This window comes from Geobacillus sp. YHL, from assembly GCF_022341265.1.
GTDB classification, from domain to species: Bacteria; Bacillota; Bacilli; order Bacillales; family Anoxybacillaceae; genus Geobacillus; species Geobacillus thermoleovorans.
This window is the reverse complement of sequence record NZ_JAEIGB010000008.1, coordinates 31005-47613: the sequence shown is the minus strand read 5'-3', so window position 1 is coordinate 47613 and position 16609 is coordinate 31005. Positions and strand designations below refer to the sequence as shown.

Annotated in this window: 17 protein-coding genes and 1 other annotated feature; all 17 genes read right to left on the bottom strand. The window is 55.4% G+C overall.

Annotated elements, in window-relative coordinates; all coding sequences use genetic code 11:
- Positions 1-2 precede the first annotated feature (2 nt).
- Positions 3-1301, bottom strand: coding sequence for a solute carrier family 23 protein (locus JCR24_RS09315; protein ID WP_011230648.1), 1299 nt, complete (start codon positions 1299-1301; stop codon positions 3-5).
- Positions 1302-1459: 158 nt separating this feature from the next.
- On the bottom strand, positions 1460-1999 hold the full coding sequence (pyrR, locus tag JCR24_RS09310; protein WP_011230647.1) for a bifunctional pyr operon transcriptional regulator/uracil phosphoribosyltransferase PyrR: 540 nt from the start codon (positions 1997-1999) through the stop codon (positions 1460-1462).
- 184 nt (positions 2000-2183) lie between these two features.
- Entirely contained in the window at positions 2184-3098 is a 915-nt protein-coding gene (locus tag JCR24_RS09305; RefSeq protein WP_011230646.1) for an RluA family pseudouridine synthase, read from the bottom strand.
- Entirely contained in the window at positions 3099-3590 is a 492-nt protein-coding gene (lspA, locus tag JCR24_RS09300; protein ID WP_081712604.1) for a signal peptidase II, read from the bottom strand.
- An 84-nt stretch (positions 3591-3674) separates the two neighbouring features.
- The gene (gene ileS / locus JCR24_RS09295; protein WP_238980500.1) at positions 3675-6449 is read right to left on the bottom strand and encodes an isoleucine--tRNA ligase; all 2775 of its coding nucleotides are present in this window, start codon (positions 6447-6449) and stop codon (positions 3675-3677) included.
- Between the two features lie 53 nt (positions 6450-6502).
- Positions 6503-6723 (bottom strand) — a binding site (T-box leader).
- Between the two features lie 97 nt (positions 6724-6820).
- A complete protein-coding gene (locus tag JCR24_RS09290; RefSeq protein WP_011230635.1) occupies positions 6821-7333 on the bottom strand; it encodes a DivIVA domain-containing protein in 513 nt (170 codons plus the stop codon).
- Between the two features lie 78 nt (positions 7334-7411).
- On the bottom strand, positions 7412-8185 hold the full coding sequence (locus JCR24_RS09285; protein WP_013145833.1) for a YlmH family RNA-binding protein: 774 nt from the start codon (positions 8183-8185) through the stop codon (positions 7412-7414).
- Between the two features lie 122 nt (positions 8186-8307).
- Complete coding sequence (locus JCR24_RS09280) at positions 8308-8580, bottom strand: YggT family protein (protein ID WP_011230633.1); 273 nt, start codon at positions 8578-8580, stop codon at positions 8308-8310.
- Positions 8581-8583: 3 nt separating this feature from the next.
- Positions 8584-9012: a cell division protein SepF gene (locus tag JCR24_RS09275; protein ID WP_011230632.1), complete on the bottom strand. Its 429-nt coding sequence runs from the start codon at positions 9010-9012 to the stop codon at positions 8584-8586.
- 13 nt (positions 9013-9025) lie between these two features.
- Positions 9026-9700, bottom strand: coding sequence for a YggS family pyridoxal phosphate-dependent enzyme (locus JCR24_RS09270; protein ID WP_238980499.1), 675 nt, complete (start codon positions 9698-9700; stop codon positions 9026-9028).
- Positions 9697-10521, bottom strand: a complete 825-nt coding sequence (gene pgeF / locus JCR24_RS09265) for a peptidoglycan editing factor PgeF (RefSeq protein ID WP_011230630.1) — start codon at positions 10519-10521, stop codon at positions 9697-9699. Before pgeF ends, JCR24_RS09270 begins: the two co-directional genes overlap by 4 nt.
- 247 nt (positions 10522-10768) lie before the next feature.
- Complete coding sequence (locus JCR24_RS09260) at positions 10769-11011, bottom strand: YlmC/YmxH family sporulation protein (protein ID WP_025039063.1); 243 nt, start codon at positions 11009-11011, stop codon at positions 10769-10771.
- A gap of 97 nt (positions 11012-11108) precedes the next feature.
- Positions 11109-11888 carry an RNA polymerase sporulation sigma factor SigG gene (sigG, locus tag JCR24_RS09255; protein WP_011230628.1) on the bottom strand — a complete coding sequence of 260 codons (780 nt, stop codon included), beginning with the start codon at positions 11886-11888 and terminating at the stop codon, positions 11109-11111.
- Positions 11889-12007: 119 nt separating this feature from the next.
- A complete protein-coding gene (gene sigE / locus JCR24_RS09250; protein ID WP_011230627.1) occupies positions 12008-12727 on the bottom strand; it encodes an RNA polymerase sporulation sigma factor SigE in 720 nt (239 codons plus the stop codon).
- Positions 12728-12779: 52 nt separating this feature from the next.
- The gene (gene spoIIGA, locus JCR24_RS09245) at positions 12780-13694 is read right to left on the bottom strand and encodes a sigma-E processing peptidase SpoIIGA (RefSeq protein ID WP_014195377.1); all 915 of its coding nucleotides are present in this window, start codon (positions 13692-13694) and stop codon (positions 12780-12782) included.
- Between the two features lie 467 nt (positions 13695-14161).
- The gene (ftsZ, locus tag JCR24_RS09240) at positions 14162-15295 is read right to left on the bottom strand and encodes a cell division protein FtsZ (protein WP_011230625.1); all 1134 of its coding nucleotides are present in this window, start codon (positions 15293-15295) and stop codon (positions 14162-14164) included.
- Between the two features lie 27 nt (positions 15296-15322).
- A complete protein-coding gene (ftsA, locus tag JCR24_RS09235; protein ID WP_238980522.1) occupies positions 15323-16591 on the bottom strand; it encodes a cell division protein FtsA in 1269 nt (422 codons plus the stop codon).
- Positions 16592-16609: the final 18 nt, after the last annotated feature.

The window sequence follows — 16609 nt, the reverse complement described above, 5'->3', positions numbered from 1 at the left end:
TATTAGGCGACATGGTCGCTCTGGTTTTCTTCAAATAGGTTTTCCGCGGCTTGCGGACGCCCCGGCAAAATCAAGTTGAGGAGGACGCCGACAATGGCCGAGAGCGCCATCCCGGTAATTTGGAAGCTGTCGCTGATTTTCAGCACCGCTCCGCCGATGCCGATGACCAAGATGACCGAGGCGATGACTAAATTGCGCGTCTGGCCGAAATCGACGCGGCTGTCGATCAACATGCGCAGTCCGGACGAGGCGATGATGCCAAACAGCAAGATCGACACACCGCCCATGACCGGCGTCGGAATCGAGCTGATCAGCGCCGTGATTTTGCCGACGAAGCCGAAAGCGATCGCGATGACCGCCGCGCCGGCCAGCACGTAGACACTGTAGACGCGGGTGATCGCCAGCACACCGATGTTTTCCCCGTACGTCGTTTTCGGCGGACCGCCAAGCAAGGCGGAGATCATCGTCGCCGTTCCGTCCCCTAAAATCGAGCGGTGCAGCCCCGGTTTTTGAATGAGGTCGCGGCCGACGACTTTGCTTAAGACGAGCTGGTGGCCGATATGCTCGGACAAGGTGACGATCGCCACCGGCACCATGAGCATCACGATCTCCCATGTGACGCGCACCGGATAATCGGCAAACGGGATCAAGAAATCCGGCCATTCGAACCATTTCGCCGCCGCCACTTTCGACAAATCGACGAGCCCGACCGCCAACGCGTAGAGATAGCCGACGACAATGCCGACAAGCACCGGAATCAAGCTCAACATGCCGCGCGCGAGCACGGAGCAGACGATCGTGGCCGCGAGCGTCACGAGCGCCACCGAGAAATGGAGCAAGCTGTATTTGCCGTCCGGGCCGTTCATCGCCATCCCGACCGCCGTCCCGGCCAAGCCGAGGCCGATGACGATGATGACCGGGCCGACCACAACCGGCGGCAACAGTTTCATCACCCAGCGGTAGCCGGCTTTTTTAATGATGAGGGCGACAACCCCGTACACCAATCCGGCGAGGAAGCTGCCGATCATGGCCGCTCCCGGGCCGCCAGCCGTTTTCGCCGCGATGATCGGCGCAATGTAGGCGAACGACGAGCCAAGATACGCCGGCACTTGCCATTTCGTAATGAGCAAAAACGCCAATGTTCCAAGCCCGCTTGTCAGCAAGGCGATCGACGGATCTAAGCCGACTAAGTACGGCACTAAAATCGTCGCCCCGAACATGGCGAATAAATGCTGAAGGCTTAAGGTGATCCATTGCCCAACAGTCGGGCGGTCTTGAATGTCCAACACCGGTTTGTTCATCTTTCGTCACTCCTTTGATCAAATGAGCGAGGCTTGCTTTCTAGTGTGCACAAAAAAATCCCTCTTTGCCCGCGAAGACGCAAAGAGGGTGCAGAAACAGCCGAAACGATTCCGCCCCTTTTGCAGCCTCACGGGACTGCGCTTAAAAGGGTGCTTCGCTATTTTTCATGAATGGAGACTTGATCGATGCCGTCCACTTCCGAAAGCTCCACGACGATCAGTTCCGAACGAGAGGTCGGCACGTTTTTGCCGACGAAATCAGCGCGGATCGGGAGTTCCCTGTGGCCGCGGTCAACAAGCACGGCGAGCTGGATGCGCGCCGGGCGGCCCAAATCCATGACCGCATCCATCGCCGCCCGCACCGTCCGGCCGGTGAAGAGCACGTCATCAACTAAAATGACATTCCGCTCGGTCACCGGAAACGGCACATTCGTTCCTTTCACAAGCGGTTCATGGTCGTCCGTCTTCACGGTCAAATCGTCGCGGTACAAGGTGATGTCAAGCTCACCGACGGGAACGGACGCCCCTTCAATTTGCTCGATCCGCTCCGCCAAGCGGCGCGCCAAGTAAATGCCGCGCGTTTTAATTCCGACAAGCACGCAGCCGTCAATGCCTTTGTTTCGTTCGATGATTTCGTGGGCGATGCGCGTCAAAGCGCGGCGAATCGCCTGTTCGTCCATCACGACCGCCTTTTGCATCCAAGCCACCTCCGTTTGCACAAAAAACCCCCCGCCTGTGAAGCGGGGGATGGCGCGCTTATCGCCAAACAAGATGGGCATACATCGCCCTTCTTTGTCATTCCGACCCCTTTTCAGCCTCACAGGACTGAACTTAAAGGTTCCTGTTCACCTGTTTTCATTGTAAAGGGGGCGTGTTCGTTTGTCAATCGTTTTTTCGCAGCCAGTCAAGCAGCTCAGCAAACTCCGGCGGCAACGGCGCTTCGAATTCCAAATACTCGCCGCTTCTCGGATGACGGAAGCCGAGCACCCCGGCGTGAAGCGCCTGGCCGTCGATGGCGAGCGTTTTTTTCGGCCCGTATTGCGGGTCGCCAGCGAGCGGATAGCCGATGTATTTCATATGGACGCGAATTTGGTGCGTCCGCCCCGTTTCCAGCTGGCACTCCACATACGTATAATGGCGAAACCGCTCGAGCACGCGGAAATGGGTGACGGCTTCCTTGCCGTTTTCCTCGGTGACGGCCATTTTCTTTCGATCGCGCTTGTCGCGGCCGATCGGCGCGTCGATCGTCCCGTAATCGTGTGGAATGACGCCGTGGACGATCGCCTTGTAGCGGCGCGTCACCGTTTTGTTCACAAGCTGCTCAACGAGCGAGCGGTGGGCGGCGTCGTTTTTCGCCACCATCAATAGTCCTGATGTGTCTTTGTCAATCCGATGGACGATGCCGGGGCGAAGCACGCCGTTGATCCCAGACAGGTCGCGGCAATGGGCGAGAAGCGCGTTGACAAGCGTGCCGCGCATATGCCCGGGCGCCGGATGGACGACCATGCCGCGCGGTTTGTTGACGACAAGGACATCCTCATCCTCATAATAAATGTCCAGCGGAATCGGCTCCGGCTCGACATGAAGCGGCTCCGGCTCCGGCGGTGAGACGGCGACCGAGTCGCCCGCCTCGCATTTGTAGTTCGCCTTCACCGTTTGGCCGTTCACGGTCACAAGCCCGTTTTTGATCCATTGCTGCACTTGTGAACGCGACCATTCCTCATTTAACGCCGCGATCACTTTATCAATTCGTTCGCCGTCATATTCGTCTTCAATGTGAAATGTGATCGTGTCCATCTACTCATTCCCTTTCTCTGGTGTCGCGAAAAAAAACATATGGACAAACAGCAAGATGACGCCGACCGTCAGCGCCGAGTCAGCCACGTTGAACACCGGAAAACTGTACGTGCCGATGTACGCGTGGATGAAATCAACCACTTCCTTGCGAAAGACGCGGTCGAGAAAATTGCCAATCGCCCCGCCGAGCATCAGCCCAAGCCCTACGCCCGCCAGGCGTTCAGAAGGCTTCAGGCGGCGGATGTAGATCACGATCGCCGCCACGACAATAACCGTAATCAAATAAAAGAGCCAAAACTGCCCTTCCAGCATGCCCCACGCCGCGCCGCGATTGCGGTGCGACGTAATATAGAGTACATTGTCAATGACCGGGATGCTTTCCCCAAGCCGCATATAGCGGACGACAAGCCATTTCGTCCATTGATCGAGGATGACGACCGCCGCCGCAATCCAATAGTATGCCACCGTGCCAAGTCCCCCTGTCCTTCTCATTCATCCTTTTTGCATTGTAGCATAATTCGCCATGGCAAACAAATGAAGCGGCAAGGCCGCCCCAAGGCAGCCTGCCGCTTTTCGTTACGCTGAATAATGTTCATTCACGATATGTGCGCAGCGCGGGCAAAGCGTCGGGTGGGACGGATCTTGTCCGACAGCTGGAGTCACCGTCCAGCACCGCTCGCACGTCTCGCCTTCCGCCGGGCGGACGAGGACGGCCACGTGGTCGAGCCGCTCGGCTTCGGCCGGCGCGGCGTCATACGGCTCATCGGCGATCGAAAAGGCGGAAACGATGAGAAGCTGGCGCAAATCAGCGTCCAGCGACGCCAACAGCTTCCGCGCCTCGTCTTTCGGATAGATCGTGACACTCGCGGTCAGCGATTTGCCGATCACTTTTTCATTGCGGGCGTTCTCGAGCGCTTTTAATATATCATCGCGCACGTCCATAAACGCATCCCATTTCGCCAGCAGCGCTTCTTCGCCGTCGATCGCGATCGGCTCCGGCATATCGGTGAGCTGGACGCTTTCGACGTTTTCTTTTCGGTTCGGGATATGCTCCCACACTTCATCGGCGGTATGCGGCAAAATCGGCGCGATGAGCTTCGCCAACGCGACGACCGTTTCATAGAGCACCGTCTGCACGGCGCGGCGGGCGCGTGAGTCGGCCGCTTCGATGTATAAAATGTCTTTCGCCATATCCAAGTAAAACGCGCTCAGCTCGACGGTGCAGAAATGGTTCATCTCATGGTAAACCGCGGCGAAATCGTAGCGGTCATAGGCCTTTTTCACTTTGGCGATCAGCTTGTTCAACTTCGCCAGCATATAGCGGTCGACTTCGCCAAGCTCCCCAATCGGCACGGCGTTTTGGTTCGGGTCAAAATCGAACAAGTTGCCGAGCATAAACCGGAACGTGTTGCGGATTTTCCGGTACACTTCGGACACTTGTTTTAAAATATGATCGGAGATGCGCACGTCCGCTTGGTAGTCGACTGACGAGACCCAAAGCCGCAAAATGTCGGCGCCAAACTGTTCCATCACTTTCGCCGGCACGACGACGTTGCCGAGCGACTTGCTCATTTTCCGCCCTTCGCCGTCCAAGACAAAGCCGTGGCTCAACACGCCTTTATACGGCGCTTTGCCGGTGACGGCAACGGCGGTGGACAGCGATGAGTTGAACCAGCCGCGGTATTGGTCGGAGCCTTCCAAGTACAAATCAGCCGGACGCACGAGATCGTCGCGTTCGACCAACACGGCTTGGTGCGACGAACCGGAGTCAAACCAGACATCCATAATGTCCGTTTCTTTCGTAAAGATGCCGTTCGGGCTCGACGGATGGGTGAATCCTTCCGGCAGCAAGTCTTTCGCCTCGCGTTCAAACCAGACGTTCGACCCGTATTGGCGGAACAGGTTCGACACATGCTCAATCGTCTCATCGGTGATGATCGGTTCACCGTTTTCGCCGTAAAAGACCGGAATCGGCACCCCCCAGGCGCGTTGGCGGGAAATGCACCAGTCGCCGCGGTCGCGCACCATGTTGTGGATGCGGATTTCCCCCCACTCCGGAATCCATTTCGTTTCCTTAATCGCTTGAAGCAGCTCGTTGCGGATTTTATCGATCGATGCAAACCATTGCGTTGTCGCCCGGAAAATCGTCGGCTGCTTTGTCCGCCAGTCGTGCGGATACGAGTGGGTGATAAACCCAAGCTTCAACAAAGCGCCGACTTCCTCAAGCTTCTGTGTAATCGCCTTGTTGGCGTCTTCGTAAAACATCCCGGCAAATCCCGGCGCTTCCTCGGTCATGTAGCCGCGTTCATCAACCGGACAAAGGACCGGAAGCCCATATTTTTGCCCAACGAGAAAGTCGTCTTCCCCGTGGCCCGGCGCCGTATGGACGCAGCCCGTGCCGGCGTCGGTCGTGACGTGTTCGCCGCACACAACAAGCGAGTCGCGCTCATAAAACGGATGTCTCGCCACGACGTATTCAAGCTCTTTTCCTTTGACCGTTTTGACGACCGACCATGCGTCCCAACCGATTTCTTTCGCCACCGATTCCGCCAAAGCGGCAGCGACGACATACCGTTTTCCGCTGACATCGACAACATGGTAATCCAAATCCGGATGAACCGCGATCGCCAAGTTCGCCGGAATCGTCCACGGCGTCGTCGTCCAAATGACGATTCGCTCATCGCCCTCAAGCACGCCTTTGCCGTCTTTCACCGGGAAGGCGACATAAATCGACGGCGAACGCTTGTCTTTATATTCGATTTCCGCTTCGGCGAGCGCCGATTCGCTTGACGGGGACCAATAGACCGGCTTCAACCCTTTGTAGATGAGCCCTTTTTTCGCCATTTCGCCAAACACTTTAATTTGCTGGGCTTCGTACTCCGGTTTGAGCGTAATGTACGGGTTGTCCCAGTCGCCGCGCACACCGAGCCGCTTGAACTGCCGGCGCTGGTTGTCGATTTGTTCATACGCATATTGCTCGCACCGCTTGCGGAACTCGGCGACGCTCATCGATTTGCGGTCGACGCCTTGCTTCGCGAGCGCCGTTTCGATCGGCAGTCCGTGCGTATCCCAGCCCGGCACGTACGGCGCGCAATAGCCGTTCATCGATTTGTAGCGGACGATGATATCTTTTAAAATTTTGTTCAGCGCATGGCCCATATGAATGTCGCCGTTGGCATACGGCGGGCCGTCATGCAGAACAAACAGCGGCCGTCCTTTCGTCCGCTCCTGCACTTTCCGGTAAATGTCCATTTCCTCCCATTTTTTTTGCATTTCCGGCTCCCGCTTCGGCAAGTTGCCGCGCATCGGGAACTCGGTTTGCGGCATAAGCAGCGTTTCTTTGTAATCCATCCTTGCTCCTCCTTCGAACGATAGATTCCAAATAAAAAAACCGTTCTCCCCCGGCAAGGGACGAGAACGGTCTCGCGGTACCACCCTTCTTGGCCATGCAAACGACGCACAGCCCACTTTTCATTCGTAACGGGAATGACGCGCCATGGCCTACTTGATGTTCGGCATGGAACTCCAGGGTGATGTTCACTCTTGCGCCGATGCCAGGCTTCCACCATCCCCGGCTCGCTGCGACCGGTCGTACAAGAGCTACTGTCCCTTTCATCGTCGATGGCTATTTCGCTATTCATCCTGAAAAAAGCCAACCGCCTCCCACGGCGGCTGATGCGGCGATTTTTGCCAATTATTATAACCGAAACGTCTTCGGTTCGTCAAGGCTGTGACAGCGGTTCTCTCGCCCCTTCTTCCAAATCCGGCGCCTCATACTCCATCAACTCGTCCCAATCGCGGCTGTTGATCATATCAAGCTGCGCCTCGACAAGCATGCGGAAACGGGCGCGGAACACTTTCGACTGCCGCTTCAGCTCCTCGATCTCGAGGGCGATTTTCCGCGATTTCGCCAATGCATCGCTGATGATGCGCTCGGCGTTTTTTTCCGCCTCTTTAATGATCAGCTTCGCCTCTTTTTGCGCATTCCGCTTCACTTCTTCCGCTGCTTCTTGAGCAACAAGAATCGACTTATTGAGCGTCTCTTCAATGTTCGCAAAGTAGTTCAGCTTTTCCGTCAGTTCGGCCACTTTTTCTTCCAGCTGCTTTTTTTCACGGATGAGCATTTCATAGTCTTTAATGACTTGATCGAGAAACTCGTTCACTTCGTCTTCATCGTACCCGCGAAACCCGCGGCTGAATTCCTTGTTGTGAATATCCAATGGCGTCAACGGCACAACGGCCACCTCCGTCTCCATCATTCCTTTTCTTCACTTTCATTCGACACGGTTTGCCGATTTCCTGCCGTCATTTGCTTATTTTTGTCGGCCGATCTGAACGAGCCAGCGCTCTTTTTTCGTCGGCCCTTCCACCGAAAACAGCTTGCAGCGGCCAAAACCGCGCGCCGACAGGACATCGCCCGGTCCGCAGAGGAAATCCGGCTTGTCCACCACCTTCCAGTTGACTTTGACAAGCCCGCTTTCAACAAGCGCACGCGCTTTCTCGCGCGCAAGGCGAAACGCCTGAGCGAGCACAGCATCGAGCCTTAGAGAAGACACCGTGACCGTTCCTTCCTCCCACGTTTCGGCAAGCGGCATGGCTGCCGACAACGGAAGCGGCTCAAGCGCAACCGGAGCTTTGCCGATCGTTTCGACATGCAAGCGGACGTAGTCGGCGACCTCAGCAGCAACAAAAAACTGAATTTCCCCATCCCGAACGAGAATATCGCCAAACTTGCCGCGCCGCAAGCCAAGCGACATCAGCGCCCCCAACACGTCGCGATGTTCAAGGGAAACGAATTTCGCCGGATAGCGGACGGCAAACAGCACAATGCCATAATCCTCTTCCTCAGGGTCGATATACGGCGGAGCGAGAAACGCCCGCTTCCGCTCGACAAACGGGGCGCCTCCGAAAAAAAACACGCGCACGTCTCCATCGCCGCCCGTGATGCTTTGCACGATTTGCTGCTCGCGCGGATCGAGAAAATCGGTCAGCTTCGGAGCGTACTGACGGCTCACCATCTCCTTCCACTCGAGCACTTGATCAATGAACGGATGTTCCTCTTTGCGAAAATGCTGATACAGCTCCACTCGACGTCACCTTGCTTTCATGGAAGAAAGGAACCCACAACGGATTCCTCTCTGCGAGTTTCGCCCTTCCGCCTTTTTGCCTGCCGGACGGAGAGCGGCGGCGCCGTGCGCGCAAAACGAAGTTAAAACTGCGACTGAAGAATGTCGAACAGGGCGTGAAGCCCTCTCGTCGCGAATTCAAGAACGATAAACGCGACGATTGGGGAGACGTCAATGATGCCAAGCGGCGGAATGACCCGCCGAAACGGCTCCAAATACGGCTCGCAAATAGCGGCCAACATCTGTCCGAACCGCGTTTCGCGCGCATTGGGAAACCATGACATTAAAATATAAATGATCAGCGCATACGAGTACACTTGAATCACTGTCGTCAAAAACGTGAGTACATAATCCAACAGCTACCACCTCTTCATCGGTCTGTCATCCTCGCCGTCGAGCGAAATCGAGCCGCTGACGTCGACGTTTTCCGGGGTGCATAAAAAAATTTTTGTGCCGACTTGCTGAATGTCGCCGCCAATGGCGTACACCGTGCCGCTTAAAAAGTCGACGATCCGCTTCGCCTGCTCATGCTGGATGCGCTGCAAGTTGACGATGACCGCGCGCCGGCTTTTCAAATGGTCGGCGATCTCCTGCGCCTCCGCATACACCCTCGGCTCAGCAAGCACGACTTTCGCCGATTTTTGCACGCTTTGCAGGCTGACGACGTTCGCCTTGCCTGCCGTCTTCGGCAGCGCCTCTTCTTCCGGCTGTGGCGCCTCATATTCTTCTTCATAGTCTTCGTAGTCTTCTTCTAAAAAATAATCACGGAATTTTTTCATCAATCCCATCCGGTTTCACCTCCTACAATGATCCAACAAGCGCGCTGCCTATGCGCACAAACGTCGCTCCTTCCTCGATGGCGATCGTGTAATCGTTTGACATGCCCATTGACAGTTCGGTGCATGGGGCATGGGCCATTCCCAACGCCTGAACGCGTTCCTTCAGCATCCGCAATTGGCGAAAGCAAGCGCGCAATACCGCTTCGTCGTCCGTGTGCGGCGCCATCGTCATCAATCCGACGACTTCGATGCGCGAAAAGGCGCGAAGTTGTTCAATAAACGGAATCGTTTCTTCGGGGGCGAGCCCGTGTTTGGTCACTTCCCCCGACACGTTCACTTGCACAAAACATTTTACTGGCCGCACCGCCCGTTTTTCAATTTCTTTCGCGAGCGACAAGCGGTCGAGTGAATGAATGTAATCGACTTTATCAATAATGTCTTTGACTTTGCGCGACTGAAGCGTCCCAATGAAATGCCACGTCGCTTGATTTCCGATCCGTGCATGCTTTTCAATCAATTGGTCGGAGCGGTTTTCGCCGAGGTCGGCAATGCCGGCGTCAAGCACCTCCATCGCCCGCTCGGCATCGACATATTTAGTGACCGCCACGATGCGCACGCCGGCCGGATCGCGGCCGACGCGAGCGCAGGCCGCCTCGATTTCTTGGCGAATGGCCGCCAAGTTGTCGCGCACCGTCATGCCGTCTCCTCCCTTCGGCCGATAAACGCCAACATCCTTCCAGTCGTTCCGCGGTCGCGGCGGTGGGAAAAAAACAACGCTTCCTCACAGCTTGTACAGCGTTCTGACACATAAATATGGCTGTTCGGAACGCCAGCCGCGATCAACTGAAGCCGATTGGCTTCCTTTAAGTCGAGCGCATATTGCCCTGGGCTTGTTTCCCGCCATGGCAACGGGCTTTCCGGAGGAAGCGTCGGGCGCAGACTGTCCACGACACGGTCGTCAACCGTATAACAGCACGGACCGATGGCAGGTCCGATGGCAACATAGATGTCGCTCGGCGCGATGTGTTCGCGCGTTTGCCAAAGCCGCACCATGTGACCAGCGATGCCGCCCGCCGTTCCCCGCCACCCGGCATGAGCAAGGCCGACTAACCCAGCAGATGGCGCCACAAAATAAATGGGCACACAATCGGCAAAACAAAGCGCGAGCAACACCTCCGCTTCGTCTGTATACAACCCGTCGACCCCTGGAACCGCCGTGGCGAAATCTTGCGCTCCGTTCCCCCGTTCGTTTTTCGTCACCTTCCGAATGTCGGCGCCATGCACTTGTTCACAACATACCCATCGCTCAAGCGGGAATGAGAGCCATTGCGCCAAACGCCCGCGGTTGGCGACAACAACCGTGCGATCGTCGCCGACGTGCAGCCCCATATTCAGCGAAGCGAACGGCCCTTTGCTCTCCCCGCCATGTTTCGTCGTCAATCCAGCGACGGCTCCAGCAAACGGAGGCGCACCGCAGCGGAGCCAGCCGCGGGCTTCTTGTTGAAAAATGTCCGGCATTCGCGTCAACCTCACGCTGTTTTTTGTAGTTTTTTATCACTTTTTTTCCTATTTTATCATAGTTTGTTTGTCCATGATAACCTTTATTTATGATTTTGTCGAAACATTGCCGCAGAAATTGTCCAACCCTTATTGCCGCCCGAAAACCGCGCTGGCGGCATAGCCGATCTGCCCACGAAAAGCGGAAAGGTCTGCAACATCGTCCTGCCGCGTTGCAAGCGACGGGGCCAATCGTTGCACCAGCCGTTTAATCGGAATCATGAAGGCGGACTAAAATAACATCGGCTCCGATTTTGACGATGTTCTGCCATGGAATGACGACCGCCTCTTCGCGGCCGAACAGCCCGAGCATCTTTCCGGCGCCTAAAATAATGAGTGAGCGGATTTTTCCAGTATCTAAATCAATATCAATGTCCCCAATATTGCCAAGCTTCTTCCCATTGGCTACATTGACGACATCTTTCGTCTGAAATTCGGAAATTCTCATCACGGTTTTTCTCCCCGCCTTTCCTCTCTCCCTCTTTTTCATCTATATGAAGCCAAATGTGCAGTTATGTGCCAAAGAAAAAGGCTGCACCTGCAGCCTGTCACACTTGGATGTTTTTATTCATTTGCCGGATCGCCGCTTTTTCGAGCCTCGACACTTGCGCTTGGGAAATGCCGATTTCCTCGGCCACTTCCATTTGCGTCTTTCCTTGGAAAAAGCGTTTGCGGATGATCATTTTTTCCCGCTCATTCAACCGCCGAAGCCCTTCCTTCAAGGCGATTTCTTCGATCCATTGGCTGTCGCGGTTGCGCTCATCGCTCAGCTGGTCCATCACATAAATCGGGTCGCCGCCGTCGTTGTAAATCGGCTCAAACAACGAAACAGGATCTTGAATGGCATCGAGGGCAAAAACCACTTCCTCATGGGCGACGCCGAGTTCTTTGGCAATTTCCTCGGTTGACGGTTCTTTCGCCGTCTCGCTCATGAGCCGCTCTCGCACTTGCAACGCTTTGTAGGCGATGTCGCGCAGCGAGCGCGAAACGCGGATCGGGTTGTTGTCGCGCAAATAGCGGCGGATTTCGCCGATGATCATCGGCACGGCGTAAGTGGAAAACTTCACGTTTTGATTGAGGTCAAAATTATCAATCGATTTCATAAGTCCGATGCAGCCGACTTGAAACAAATCATCGACAAATTCGCCTCGGTTGTTGAAGCGCTGAATGACGCTCAACACGAGGCGCAAGTTGCCGTTTACTAATTTTTCTCTTGCCTCCAAATCCCCCTCATGCATCCGTCGAAACAGTTCACGCATTTCCTCATTTTTGAGGACGGGAAGCTTCGAAGTGTCTACGCCGCAAATCTCGACTTTGTTCCTCGTCAAGTTGTTCCCTCCCATCAGGAGATGCTAAGTCGTCAGTTTTCAGTATCTCCTTGGAAGGGAAAAATATGCACAGCCTGTCCGACGCGGAAAAAGCGGCGGAATTTCGCTCCCGCCGCCCGCTACATCATTTTATTGAATTCTTTGCGCAACCGTTTAATGATCCGCTTCTCGAGCCGCGATATGTACGATTGCGAAATACCGAGCAAATCAGCGACGTCTTTTTGCGTCTTTTCTTCGCCGCCGGAGAGGCCAAAACGCAATTCCATAATTTGCTTCTCGCGGTCGCTCAGCTGGCGCAAGGCGTTTAAGAGCAAGCGCCGGTCGACATCCGCTTCCAAATCTTTCGTAATCACGTCGTCATCCGTTCCCAACACGTCGGAAAGCAACAGCTCGTTGCCATCCCAGTCGATATTGAGCGGTTCATCAAACGACACTTCCGCCCGCACTTTGTTGTTGCGGCGCAAATACATTAAAATTTCGTTTTCAATGCAGCGCGACGCGTATGTCGCCAGCTTGATCTTCTTCTCTGGGTTGAACGTGTTGACCGCCTTAATGAGGCCGATCGTTCCAATGCTGATCAAATCTTCAATGTGAATGCCGGTGTTTTCAAACTTGCGCGCAATGTAGACGACAAGACGCAAATTGCGTTCGATCAAAAGCGATCTTGCCGTGTCATCACCGGCGGCGAGCCTGGCAATCAGCTGCTCCTCTTCTTCTTTTGTCAGCGGCGGCGGGAGGGCTTCGCTGCCTCCGATATAATAAATTTCATCCGCCTTCAGGCCAAGCTTGGCCAAAAGCTTATACAGCCAGTTCATGAAGCGAAGTTTCCATTTTCTCATGAAAATCCCCCTTCTAAACGGATCAAAAGTGAGTATGATATACTAACAAAACTTACGAAGCGGTCAGCTTTCTTCCCGCCTGCACCATTTTCGGATGGACGATGCAGTCGTACTCCCCATCCGTCGACAGCGGATCAGCGCTTAGCGCCACAAGCCCTTGCGCTACTTCCAACCATTCGTTTTCGTACCGCAGCATAATGCGGTCTGGCTTAACCGCCGCCATCATTTGTGGACCGCTGCCGACCGCACGGTACGGAATGAGACGGAGGCGATGGACCCACCGCTCCGGCGGGGAAGCCAGCATCATGGGAGAGCTGAGACAACCCAGTAGCTCCTCAGGAAGCACGGCCTTTGCTTTTTCCTGTTCGACTACCATCACCGGCGTTTTTGTCAACGGATCGACGAGCTGGTTGCCGCTGTCAATCAAGCCGCGCAGCATAAGCGGCCGCCCGTCCCATACGATCTTGACCTCAATGATATATTCAAACCGCAGTTTTTTTTCGCGAATCGCCTCCACCCTTCGGCGAGAAAAAAGCCATAAAACCGGAAACCCGATGACAACAAACAGCCAACTGACCGGATCGCCCGCTCCGGGATGATGCATGAGAAGCATTCCTTGGCGGACGGACAGTTGGTGCGCGAAAACATAATGAACCGCCAGCATGCCGCCGCCGACGGCGAACGTGGCAAAGTAAAACGCCAGCATATTCTCAAGCAAATAGCGCGGGCGCTTAAACCCGAAGGCGGCCCACACGATCAACACGGAAACAGCTACTTTTACCAACGGGTGCTGGGCGATGGCGGAAAACGGGGTAAACAGCAATATGACAAGCAGCGAACCGATCAACGCCCCAGCCAACAGACGCCACCAGACGATCGGCCGCTTGAGCATGAGCGCCGTCAGCCAAAGAAGCAACGCGTCAAAACAGACGTTCAACAGCCAAATCACATCGAGATAGACGACCAACCGTCAAGCCCCTCCCCCGCCCATATCGGCTTTGTCTGAAACAAGTATATAGCACCTTGCGAGGGAAAGTCTGTCAATCGGTGGCGGTGAAAAAGGAGATGTTTTGTCAAAACAGGGGGAACCACGGCGGATCAAATCGGCCGGCACGAAAGCCTAGCCCGCCTTCTCTTTTTCGCCCTTTCGTTGCGAGAGAGCGGGCGGCCAACGCGAGAAGTTTTTGGTCCTAATCGGAAAAGCGAGGCTGTCTCAAAAGATCGTCTTTCTTTAAGAGAGATACAATATATTGTTTCACCAAAGTGCTTCGTGTACGTCTGTGCATGTATCTTGCGATGAAGAAAGGGGCTGACCTAAAAGCCTGCTTTTTGTCGGACTTTTGGAGTCAGCCCTCTTCATTTTTTATTTTGACGCAAAAAGTGGGGCTGACCCAAAACGCGAATGCGTTTGGGGCCAGCCCCTCGTTTCGCCATCTAGCGGCGGCGGTTGCGGTTGCGCAAGAAAGCGGGAATGTCAAGCGGATCTTCTGCTTGCCCCGAGCGGAGCGCCGCATAGTCTTGTATCGGCTCTTCGCGCTTTTCCCGCTTTGGCGCCGGCGCCGCTTTCGGCACAGTGCCGATGCCAATGCGCGGCGGCCGCGGCTGCGAAGCGACGTTTTCGTTGAATCCGGTCGCAATGACCGTCACGATGATCTCGTCCTTTAAGTTCTCATTAATAACGGAGCCGAAGATCATGTTCACTTCTTGGTCGGCCGCCGAAGCGACGATATCGGCAGCCTCCTGCACTTCGTACAAACTTAAGTTCATGCCGCCGGTGATGTTCATGAGCACCCCTTGCGCGCCGTCGATCGACGTCTCCAACAGCGGGCTGGAAATGGCTTTTTTTGCTGCCTCAGCAGCTCGGTTTTCGCCGCTGGCGATGCCAATCCCCATCAATGCCGAACCTTTATTCGACATGATCGTCTTCACATCAGCGAAGTCAAGGTTGATCAACCCCGGCACGGCGATCAAATCGGAAATGCCTTGCACCCCTTGGCGCAGCACATTGTCCGCTTCGCGGAACGCCTCAAGCATCGGCGTATTTTTGTCGACAATCTCAAGCAACCGGTCGTTCGGAATGACGATGAGCGTATCGACCGCCTCTTTCATGGCGGCGATGCCGCTTGCGGCCTGCGTCGCCCGCTTCCGCCCCTCAAACGTAAACGGGCGTGTAACAACGCCGACCGTAAGCGCCCCTAACTCGCGCGCAATTTGGGCGATGACAGGCGCCGCCCCAGTTCCCGTGCCGCCGCCCATGCCAGCGGTGACAAACACCATATCGGCGCCGCGAAGCGCTTCTTCAATTTGCTCTTTGCTCTCCTCAGCTGCTTTTTTTCCAACTTCTGGGTTCGCCCCCGCGCCCAAGCCGCGTGTCAGCTTCGCCCCGATTTGCAGCTTGATCGGCGCCTTCGACAAGTTGAGCGCCTGTGCATCCGTATTGACCGCAATAAACTCTACACCTTGCACCCCATGCTCAATCATCCGATTGACGGCGTTGTTGCCGCCGCCCCCGACTCCAATCACCTTGATCGTTGCCAACTGATCGACTGTTGTCTCAAACTCCAACATGGCCAAATCCTCCTAAAATTTCAATCTCTATTCAAAGAAAGAACCAAAAAATCTCTTGACCTTCTTCCCAAAATGGTCTTCTTTCTTTTTCGGTTTCGACTGCTGTTTTGGCGAGGAGCGCTCGACCGGCTCCACCGCAGCGGCAGCCGGGACCGTTTTCCCTTGCAGCTGCGCCTGCCGGTAGGCGAACTTGAGCAAGCCAACGCCGATCGTATACTGCGGGTCGCGCACACCGATATAATCCGGCATGGCAATGCGGACGCTCGTCCCTAAAACGACGTGGGCCAGCTCAAGCAACCCTGGCATATTGGCGACGCCGCCGGTCAGCACATAGCCGCCGGGGAGATCGCGAAACCCGAGACGACGCACTTCCTGCTGAACCATTTGCAAAATTTCTTCCAGTCTTGCCTCAATAATATCGGCGATCTCCAGCTGGCTGAACTGCTGGTGTTGATCGGTGCCCATGATCGGCACGCTGAACACTTCTTCCTCCGAAGCGTAGTCGTAAAATGCATGTCCGTGCTTCAGTTTGATTTTTTCGGCATCGTCCGTTGTCGTCCGCAATCCGATGGCCAAGTCTTTCGTAACGTGCTCCCCGCCGACCGGCAGCGAAGAGACAGCTTGCAACGTCCCTTGCTCAAAGACAGCGACCGTTGTCGAGCCGCCTCCCAGGTCAACGAGCGCCGCCCCCAAATGCCGTTCGTCATCGGACAGCACGAGCGAACCGGCCGCCAGCGGCTGAAGACAAATATCGCTGATTTCCAAGCCTGCCCGCTCCACACAGCGAAGAAGATTATGTAATACCGTCTTCGCACCCGTCACCATAGTGCCTTCCATTTCCAAGCGGACGCCGAGCATGCCGCGCGGATCATGAATGCCGTCCAACCCGTCGACGATAAACTGGCGCGGAACGACGCCGATGATTTCCCGATCGGGAGGAATAGAGACGACTTGCGCGGCATCGATGACGCGGGCGACATCTTCATCGCTGATTTCCCGGTTTTCGCTCGCGACGGCGACAATGCCGTGGCAGTCATGGAGCTGAATATGGCTGCCGGCCACCCCGACGATCACACGGCGGATCGATAAACCGACCATCCGCTCCGCTTGCTCGACGGCCCGTCTGATCGACTGCACCGTTTTATCTATATCAACAATCGCCCCTTTTTTGAGCCCTTCCGCTTTGACATTGCCCACCCCGATAATATTGATGGAGCTGCCTAGCATTTCCCCGATGATGACTTTCACGCTCGATGTTCCGACATCCAGGCTAACGACGATCTCATTGCTGCTCATTTTTTGGCATCTGCCTAC